The organism is Brachybacterium epidermidis (genome assembly GCF_015209585.1).
GTDB classification, from domain to species: Bacteria; Actinomycetota; Actinomycetes; order Actinomycetales; family Dermabacteraceae; genus Brachybacterium; species Brachybacterium epidermidis.
This window is the reverse complement of the sequence record NZ_JADEYR010000013.1, coordinates 86,297-94,780: the sequence shown is the minus strand read 5'-3', so window position 1 is coordinate 94,780 and position 8,484 is coordinate 86,297. Positions and strand designations below refer to the sequence as shown.

Here is an 8,484-nt window from a genome sequence, read left to right as displayed (position 1 = left end):
CTTAGAAAGTAGCACTTTCCAATCGAGACGAGGACCCCATGGACCACCCCGCCGCACCCGCTGACCGTCCGGCCGCCTCCACCGACCGTCGGCCCCCGAACCTGACCCATGCCGAGGTCGACGACCTGGTCGTCTTCCACATCGGCATGACCATCCGCGCCCCGTGGCGGCCGGACCTGTGGGGCCCCGTCGCCGCCGCGATGCCGCGCATGCTCGCCGAGCTGCACCGCAACCGCGCCGCGGCCGCGCGCGGCGAGGCCGAAGACCTCGGCTTCCTCGGCGCGGACACCCTGATCGGCGCGAAGGGCCCCTGGGTGGTGCAGTACTGGCGCAGCACCGAGCACCTCTACGCCTACGCGAGGATGTCGAGCGCCGAGCACCTGCCGGCCTGGAAGGCGTTCAACAAGGCGGCCCGGAGGCATCCCGGCGCGGTCGGGATCTGGCACGAGACCTATGCCGTGCCCGCGGACGGGATCGAGACCTTCTACGGCAACGGGGCGACGGTCGGGCTCGCCAAGGCGGTCGGCTCCGCTCCCCTGGCCTCCCGGGGACGTACCGCCGCCCAGCGGCTCGGCACCCGCTGAGGCGCTGCGCCCCTGTCCTCCCGGGGACGCGACGTCGGGCAGCGATTCGGCACCCTCCACGGCACCGCACCTCGAGCCCTCCGATCCCGGCATCGCCCTCACCGCAGGGCCGGCTCCCGGAAAAGCATGGGGCGCTGGTCGCCGCTGCGCCGTAGTGTTGGCCCTCCGAGCCGCGGCCCCGCCGCGGGGCACCCGCGCGGGGGAACCGGCCCCGCCGACAGGTGGGATCCGCCGGAGATACCTCGACGACCGGTCACCGCCGACCGATCAGGATCCGCCTGCGGCGTCGGCGACCGGTCACCGCCGACCGATTAGGATCCGCCGGCGGCGTCCCCGCGACGCGCACGGCCCGACGGGTCGTCCCCTCGCCGCCGGGCGCCCGGATCGGCTCAGTGGCCGAGGACGCTCCGCGCTGCGAACAGGCTCGCCCCGGGCAGCGTGACCGCTCGGCGGGCGATCTGCTGGATCCGCAGCTGGACACGATTCGCGGGGGCGAAGAAGGAGGCGCTGCGACGGCCCGCGAGCTGCACCTGCTCGGCCGTCGGCCGCCAGCGCCGTTCGTACTCGACCAGCCCCACCTCGACGTGCGGCCCGGCCGCACGGAGGCTCCGTGCCAGCGCCTCGGCCCCCGCGATCGCGAGCGAGGTGCCCTGCCCGGCCAGGAGCGAAGGGGCGTGGGCGGCGTCCCCGGCGAGGGCCACGCGCCCGCGGCTCCAGCGGGGCGCGATCGCCTGGACGGCGAGGTCGTCGTAGAAGGACTCCGGGGCGTTCTCGAGGGCCCGGTCGACCTGCGGGTGGAGGCCGGCGAAGTCGCGCTGGAGCCGGGCCCGGTCGGGGACCGGCCGCTCGGTGCTCGCGACATCGGTGCGCTCGGCGAACATCGCCCCGACCCGGCCGTCGCCGGCCGCGTACGCCCAGCCCACGCGGCCGACGGTGTCGGTCATGAGCATTCGCTCCCCCAGCTCGCCTGCGAGCTCCGGGTCCGGGTAGAGGTAGCTCGCCACGCGGTAGCCCATCGGCACGATCTCCCCGTGTCCGGGCGCGATCCTCTCCCGCACCGGGGAGCGCACGCCGTCGCAGGCCACGACCAGATCGGAGGCGATGCTGGTGCCGTCGGCGAGCTCGACCAGGGCGCCGCGCGGGGAGCCCCCGCCCTGCAGCCCGATGTCGCGGACCGCGACGACACGGGCCGTGTAGCGCAGGTCGACGGAGCGCGGCAGCACGGCGAGGAGCCCGAGCTCGACCTCCGGTCGCAGGATGGAGAAGTAGCGTCCGCCGAGGGCCGCGGCGAGGGGTCCGACGTCGATCCGGCCGGACTCGGCCCCGTCGGGCGTCCCATAGCGCACGCCTTCGTAGACGTGGCCGCGGGAGCGGAGCTCGTCGATGATCCCCATCCGCTCGGCGGAGACGAAGCCGGGGCCGAAGAAGTCGATCATGTAGCCGCCGCCGCGGGGGCCCGGGGAGGCCTCGAGCACGGTGACATCGTGGTCGGGGGCGAGCTGGTGGGCGAGGGCGAGGCCGGCGATGCCGCCTCCGATGACGGTGACGTCCATGCCCTCGACGCTACCTGGATCCAGCCCGCCTGCCCCTTCAGTTCCCCTACTGGATCCCGAGCACAGCGGCAATGACAGGCGCGAACGGCACTGGGTCGAGGCAATCCGACTCGGGCGGTGAGACCGGACTGAAATGGCAGCTCTGGTGGGCGCGCCGCTCCCGACCCCGCTACGAGAACGCAGCAAAGCCGATAGACGCAGCACTTTCAACCCCCTCGACTACTACCCCCGCGCCGAGAGCTCGTGGACCAGACGCTCAGCTGCTTCGATGCCCGGAGGAAGCAGATGAATCGTGCGTGTTGTCTCGTCGTACTCCCAAAGACGATCCCTATGGCCTGGCCTGAGCACATCGCGACGGAACACCGCAATTGACTTATGTTCGATCCAGCGGACCAGGTCTTCTTCCGCAACCTCCCCCGTCTCCGACAGCAGGAGTAGCAGTGCACCCTTTTTCCAAGACAACCCCGACTTCAGAACCCGCTTCTTGCTGCCCGACGACCATACATGAGGAACTTGGCGCTCAACCAACGCCTCGACGATCTCGGCCGCCTCAGTTGTCGTCAAGGTATGAAGGACTCGCACCAGTTCCGCGACGAGCCACTTGCTCATATATAGGACGGCGGTAGCATCCATATTATTCGGGTCGACGTCGCCTCCTGCATGCCCGACGCCTCGGTTGTTTCGAATCTCGTACAGGGCGACGATCATTCGCGGAATCTGGATCTTCACTGCACGCGGCTGGTCCGACTCCTTCTCCATCTCCTTACACGCGTCGACCATGTTCCGAGGCTTCTTCGAGCGGGGTTCGAACGAGCCGTCAGCGAGGCCGCGAATGACCGTATACGCCGCCTCACACAACTTCCCGCCGTTTAGTTCAGCGGGCTCCCACCTGCGTTCAGCGTAGTTCTTAATGATCTCGTTGTACGCATTCAATAAGTCGTCACGCAGTCCGGTCGGCAGCGACTTGAAGGCGCCCCTCGCATTCAGCGCGGTCACGAGTTACCGAGCACCTTATCGATCAGCTCAGGGAAAGAGGAGATACCACCACTCTTCACTTCCAGACGACGGCCCCGCCCTTCGCCCTTCACCACGAATCCATCGATCTTGGGCATATGTTGAGAGGCGAAGTTCTTAGGGTCGTAACAGTGCTTGCTCTCGCAGGCGTCCTTGATCGTGCCGAAGGGAGTGTCTGCGTAACCCATGCCCAACTTCCGCACGACTGTGACTATCCTGGCGACGTTGCGGGCCTGGTCCGAGGTGCTCGACCCGTACCTTCCAAGCGGGCCGATCAGCTTCACGACCTCGCCGTCGATATGGAAAACGCCCTCCAACTTGTCGACGGGGACGCCGGTCTCGTCAGAGACTCGCTGAAGCACCTCCTCCTCACTCACATCGAGCTGAAGTTCCCGACTGCCGTCGTCGCCTGCTTGCTTGACCTGCGGTGCGGGGGGCACCCGACCTGACCCGGTACTGGCACCGCTACTTGGGGCGGTCCCGAGCAGGGACCGCAACGCTTCCTTGAACGCAAGCTCCTGCATATGGTCGGGTACACCCGACTCCTCTACCGCTTTCCACGCAGTCTTGATCGACTCAGCGAGTTCCATTCGCTGCCCCTCCCGCTCCGATGCCCTGGTCCGTACCGAGACGATCCTAAGGCACGGAACGGGCAATTGAAGGGAGTTGCGTTCGTTCCGCCTACGCATACTTCCGGCGCCTTCGTTGCAGGCGGTGGAGTGCGAGTGCCCCGAGCCCGAGCACACACGCCTACTCGGGGCGCGCCTAGTTCTGGCGGGTACGACCGGAGCTGGATACCGCAGGAGGGGTTCGATCGCGACTGCGGGGCCTCCTGTGCTGTGCCTACGACGACGTCTTCGGATCTGGTTCGATGAGCTCTAGCGACTTGACACTCGTTGCCCCACCTGGCGCGAGGCGTCGAAGCCGTCTCCCTCGGAGGACAGTCGTCAACTCAGGAGGCTTATTCCCCCCGATTCCCCGTCTTCGTTCTGATAGGTGTAGTTGGTCATGACACCTGCCTCCCGGCAACTGAAGCATCGCTCCGGCCCGCCGTTCAGTTCGAGCAGGCCACCGACCCGCAGGCCCGCACCGGAGCGCTACTCCCCTTCGGGCTCGCCCGTCGCGACGGCCGGGACGAAGCCGGTAGTGGTGCCCTCGAGCACAGCCTCGTCCTCGTCGGGGTCCACGCCGTCGGCGAACTGCGACCAGTACAGCCGGTGGTAGGCGCCGCCTGCGGCCAGCAGCTCGTCGTGCGAGCCCTGCTCGACGATGTCGCCGTGCTCCATCACCAGGATCACGTCGGCGTCGCGGATGGTGGAGAGCCGGTGCGCGATGACGAAGCTGGTGCGATCGGTGCGCAGCGCCGCCATCGCCTCCTGCACGAGCACCTCGGTGCGGGTGTCCACGGAGCTGGTGGCCTCGTCGAGGATCAGCAGGGCCGGGTCGGCGAGGAAGGCGCGGGCGATCGTGATCAGCTGCCGCTCGCCGGCGGAGACGTTCGCGCCCTCGTTTTCGATGACGGTGTCGTAGCCGTCGGGGAGGGTGTGCACGAAGCGGTCCACGAAGGTGGCGGTCGCGGCGGCGACCACCTCCTCGTCGGTCGCATCCAGCCGGCCATAGCGGATGTTCTCGCGGATCGTGCCGCCGAAGAGCACCGCGTCCTGGAGCACCATGCCCACGCGGGAGCGCACCGCGCCGCGGTCCAGGGCGCGGATGTCCACGCCGTCGAGCCGGATCTCGCCGGCGTCGATCTCGTAGAACCGCATGATGAGGTTGACCAGGGTGGTCTTGCCCGCACCGGTGGGGCCGACGATCGCGATCGTCTGCCCGGGCTCCGCCGTCAGCGACAGGTCGCTGATCAGCGGCTTCTCCGGAGTGTAGGAGAAGGCGACGTGGTCGAACTCGATCCGACCGTGGGTGGGGCCGGTGAGCTCCTGGCGCGGGACGATGCGCCCCGCGGGGGCCGACGCCTCGGCGTGCGCGGCGGCCGAGGCGTCGGTCGAGCCCACGGCACCGGCCGCCTCCTCGTCCCCGGGCCCGCGCGCGGTGATCTGCCCGTCGGGCTCCTGCTCCTCGGCGTCCAGCAGCTCGAAGATCCGCTCGGCGGAGGCGACGCCGGAGATGAGCATGTTCGCCATCCCCGCCACCTCGCCCAGCGGCGCGTTGAACTCGCGGGAGTACTGGATGAACGCGGTGACCTGGCCGAGGCTCATCTGCCCGGCCGCGATCCGCAGACCGCCGACCACGGCGATGCCGACATAGCCGAGGTAGGTCACCCACTGCATGATCGGCATGATCATGCCGGAGTAGAACTGCGCCTTGAACGACGCCTCCCACAGCTCCTCGTTGCGCGTATCGAACTGCTCGCGCATCGAGTCCTGGCGGTCGAAGACGGTGACCAGGTCGTGGCCGGTGAAGGACTCCTCGACATGGCCGTTCAGGCGCCCGGTGCCCCGCCACTGGGCGGTGAAGAGCTTCTGCGACTTCGCGCCGATGATGCCGATGACCACGCCGGAGATCGGCAGGGCGATCAGGGCGATGAGCGCGAGCTGCCAGGAAAGCCAGAACATCATCACGGTGATGCCGACGATGGTGAGGACCGCGTAGACGAGCGAGGCGAAGGCCTGCTGCAGGGCAGTCTGGACGTTATCGACGTCATTGGTGGTGCGGGAGAGCAGGTCGCCGCGCTGGCGGGTGTCGAAGTAGCTCAGCGGCAGGCGGTTGACCTTCGCCTCGATCCGCTCGCGCAGGTCGTAGACGATGTCCATCACCACGTCGTTCAGCAGCCGGCCCTGCAGCCAGTCGAACAGCGCCGCGATCACGTACATCCCCAGCACGATCAGCAGCAGCCGGCCGAGCGCCCCGAACGCGACGCCGTCGCCGAGGAAGCCGTCGAAGATGACGTCCATGGCGTCGCCGAGGATCGAGGGCGCCCACACCGTCAGCACCGTCGAGACGATGCCGAAGGCGAGCACCACGGCGAGCCCCAGCGTGTGCTCGCGGAAGGTTCCGGCCAGGCGCAGCGCGGAGGGCCAGAAGGCCTTCGCCTTGCGGGGCGCGCCCTCACCCCATTCGCTGCTCATCGAGTCCTGCATCTCCAGGATCTCGTCCTCGGTGAGATCGGCGGTCCCGGCGCCCTTGGCCTCGGAGGACTTCTTCGCAGAGGACTTCTTCGCGGAGGTCTTCTTCTTCGTGCTCATGCCATCTCCTCCGCGGTGATCTGGGAGTCGACGATCTCCCGGTAGGTCTCGGAGCTCTCCAGCAGCTCCTCGTGGGTGCCGCGGCCGACGATCCGGCCCTCCTCGAGCACGAGGATCTGGTCGGCGGAGGTGATGGTGGAGATGCGCTGGGCGACGATGATCGTGGTCGCGCCGCGGGTGTGCTGGGCGAGGCCCTCGCGGACCCTCGCATCCGTGGTGACGTCGAGCGCCGAGAACGAGTCGTCGAAGACGAACACGCGCGGCGCGGCGACGAGGGTGCGGGCGATGCACAGCCGCTGCCGCTGGCCGCCGGAGACGTTGGTGCCGCCCTGGGAGACGGTGGACTCGAGCCCGGTGGCGACGGCGTCGCCCTCGCCGGTGGTCCGCTCGCGCACGAAGCCGGCGCCCTGGGCGACCTCGAGCGCGTCCCAGAGCTGCTTCTCGTCGGCCGAGGGGTCGCCGAAGCGGAGGTTGTGCGCGATGGTGCCGGAGAACGGGTACGGCTTCTGCGGCACGAGGCCGACGGCGGCGGAGATGTCGGCGCGGGCGAGGTCGGTGACCGGCACCCCGTCCAGCAGCACCTGGCCGCTGGTCGCGTCGTGCAGGCGCGGGATGAGGCTGACCAGCGTGGTCTTGCCGGAACCGGTCGAGCCGATGATCGCGGTGGTGCGGCCGGCCTCGGCGGTGAACGAGACGCCGTCCAGCACCGGGGATTCCGCGCCCGGGTAGGAGAAGGTGACGTCGCGGAACTCGACGGTCGCTCCCCCGTCAGCCGTCGGCAGCGGGGTCGGGACGGCGGGCTCGTGGAGGGTGGGCGCGGTCTCGAGGACCTCGCTGATGCGGCGGGCGGAGATGATCGCGCGCGGGAACATCATGAACATGAAGGTGCCCATCATGACCGCCATCAGGATCTGCAGCAGGTACTGCATGAAGGCGGTGAGCGCGCCGACCTCGACGAGCCCCGCGTCCACGCGGTGACCGCCGAACCAGAGCACGGCGGCGGTGGCGAGGTGGAGCACGATCGTGATCGCCGGACCCATGATCACGAAGAGGCGGCCGATCCGCACCGAGGTGTCGGTGAGGGTCGCGTTCGCGTCGCGAAAGCGGCCGATCTCGTGCTCCTCCCGCACGAAGGCGCGCACCACGCGGATCCCCATGATCTGCTCGCGCATCACGCCGTTGATGGAGTCGATGTTGTCCTGCATCCGCTGGAACAGCGGCATCAGCCGGGTGACCAGCAGACCGACGATCACCATCAGCACCGGCACGGACACCCACACCAGCCAGGACAGCCCCGGGTCCTCCTGGATCGCCATGACGATCCCGCCGATGGACATGATCGGCACCATGACCATGAAGTTCAGGGTCATCAGCACGAGCATCTGCACCTGCTGGACGTCGTTGGTCGCGCGCGTGATGAGGGTCGCGGCGCCGTAGCGGCCCATCTCCTCGGTCGAGAAGCGGTCCACGCGGGTGTAGACCGAGCGGCGGATGTCGCGGCCCATGCCCATCGCGACGCGGGCGCCGAACCAGACCGACGCGATCGCGGTGATGACCTGCGCCATCGCGACGAGCAGCATGACCCCGCCGACGCGCCAGATGTAGTCGGTGTCGCCGGTGGCGACGCCGTTGTCGATGATGTCGGCGTTGAGGCTGGGCAGGTAGAGGGTCGCGAGCACGGTCGCGAGCTGGAGGACGGCCACGGCGGCCACGTGCGGCAGGTAGGGCCGCAGATGGCGCCGGATCAGGGTCCAGAGCATGAGGGGATCTCCCGGAGCAGGGTGGTGCGGCCCGGCCGACGGGGGTGAGCGGCCGGGGTCTCGTCGGAGCGTAGGACGGGGTGAGGACAGATCCTTTCCTCGAAGGGGCTGACGGGGTCGTCGGCCGAGCGGTCGGATGGGCGCTCACCGGACCGTCCGCAGCCCGAGGTGACGGGCTTCGCCCGGGGCGCCGCAGGTCGCGGCGGAGGGCGGGGCGGGCAGGTCAGGCCCGAGGGGCAATCCTCCCCCGAGCCCGCCGCTCGGCGCACCCGACTTTCGGCCATCGGGGCGGAGATCCGCCCGCAGGCGGAGATCACGGACCACACCACCCGGTCGCCGACGGCGAGGGGGCCGCCACGGTCGTCAGCTGACC

Annotated in this window: 6 protein-coding genes; 1 reads left to right on the top strand and 5 read right to left on the bottom strand. The window is 69.2% G+C overall.

Features of this window, described 5'->3' with window-relative positions:
* The first annotated feature begins 38 nt into the window (after nt 1-38).
* A complete protein-coding gene (locus IOE58_RS11345) occupies nt 39-584 on the top strand; it encodes a DUF4188 domain-containing protein (protein WP_193866492.1) in 546 nt (181 codons plus the stop codon).
* A gap of 389 nt (nt 585-973) precedes the next feature.
* Here IOE58_RS11345 and IOE58_RS11340 read toward each other — a convergent pair whose 3' ends face one another.
* The 5 genes from IOE58_RS11340 to IOE58_RS11320 form a co-directional block, all read right to left on the bottom strand.
* Nucleotides 974-2,137, bottom strand: a complete 1,164-nt coding sequence (locus tag IOE58_RS11340; protein ID WP_193866491.1) for an FAD-dependent oxidoreductase — start codon at nt 2,135-2,137, stop codon at nt 974-976.
* Nucleotides 2,138-2,359: 222 nt separating this feature from the next.
* On the bottom strand, nt 2,360-3,133 hold the full coding sequence (locus tag IOE58_RS11335; protein ID WP_193866490.1) for a hypothetical protein: 774 nt from the start codon (nt 3,131-3,133) through the stop codon (nt 2,360-2,362).
* Nucleotides 3,130-3,741, bottom strand: coding sequence for a hypothetical protein (locus IOE58_RS11330; RefSeq protein ID WP_193866489.1), 612 nt, complete (start codon nt 3,739-3,741; stop codon nt 3,130-3,132). Before IOE58_RS11330 ends, IOE58_RS11335 begins: the two co-directional genes overlap by 4 nt.
* 507 nt (nt 3,742-4,248) lie before the next feature.
* A complete protein-coding gene (locus IOE58_RS11325) occupies nt 4,249-6,351 on the bottom strand; it encodes an ABC transporter ATP-binding protein (protein ID WP_193866488.1) in 2,103 nt (700 codons plus the stop codon).
* The gene (locus IOE58_RS11320) at nt 6,348-8,111 is read right to left on the bottom strand and encodes an ABC transporter ATP-binding protein (protein WP_193866487.1); all 1,764 of its coding nucleotides are present in this window, start codon (nt 8,109-8,111) and stop codon (nt 6,348-6,350) included. The genes IOE58_RS11325 and IOE58_RS11320 overlap by 4 nt, the downstream gene beginning before the upstream one ends.
* Nucleotides 8,112-8,484 lie beyond the last annotated feature (373 nt).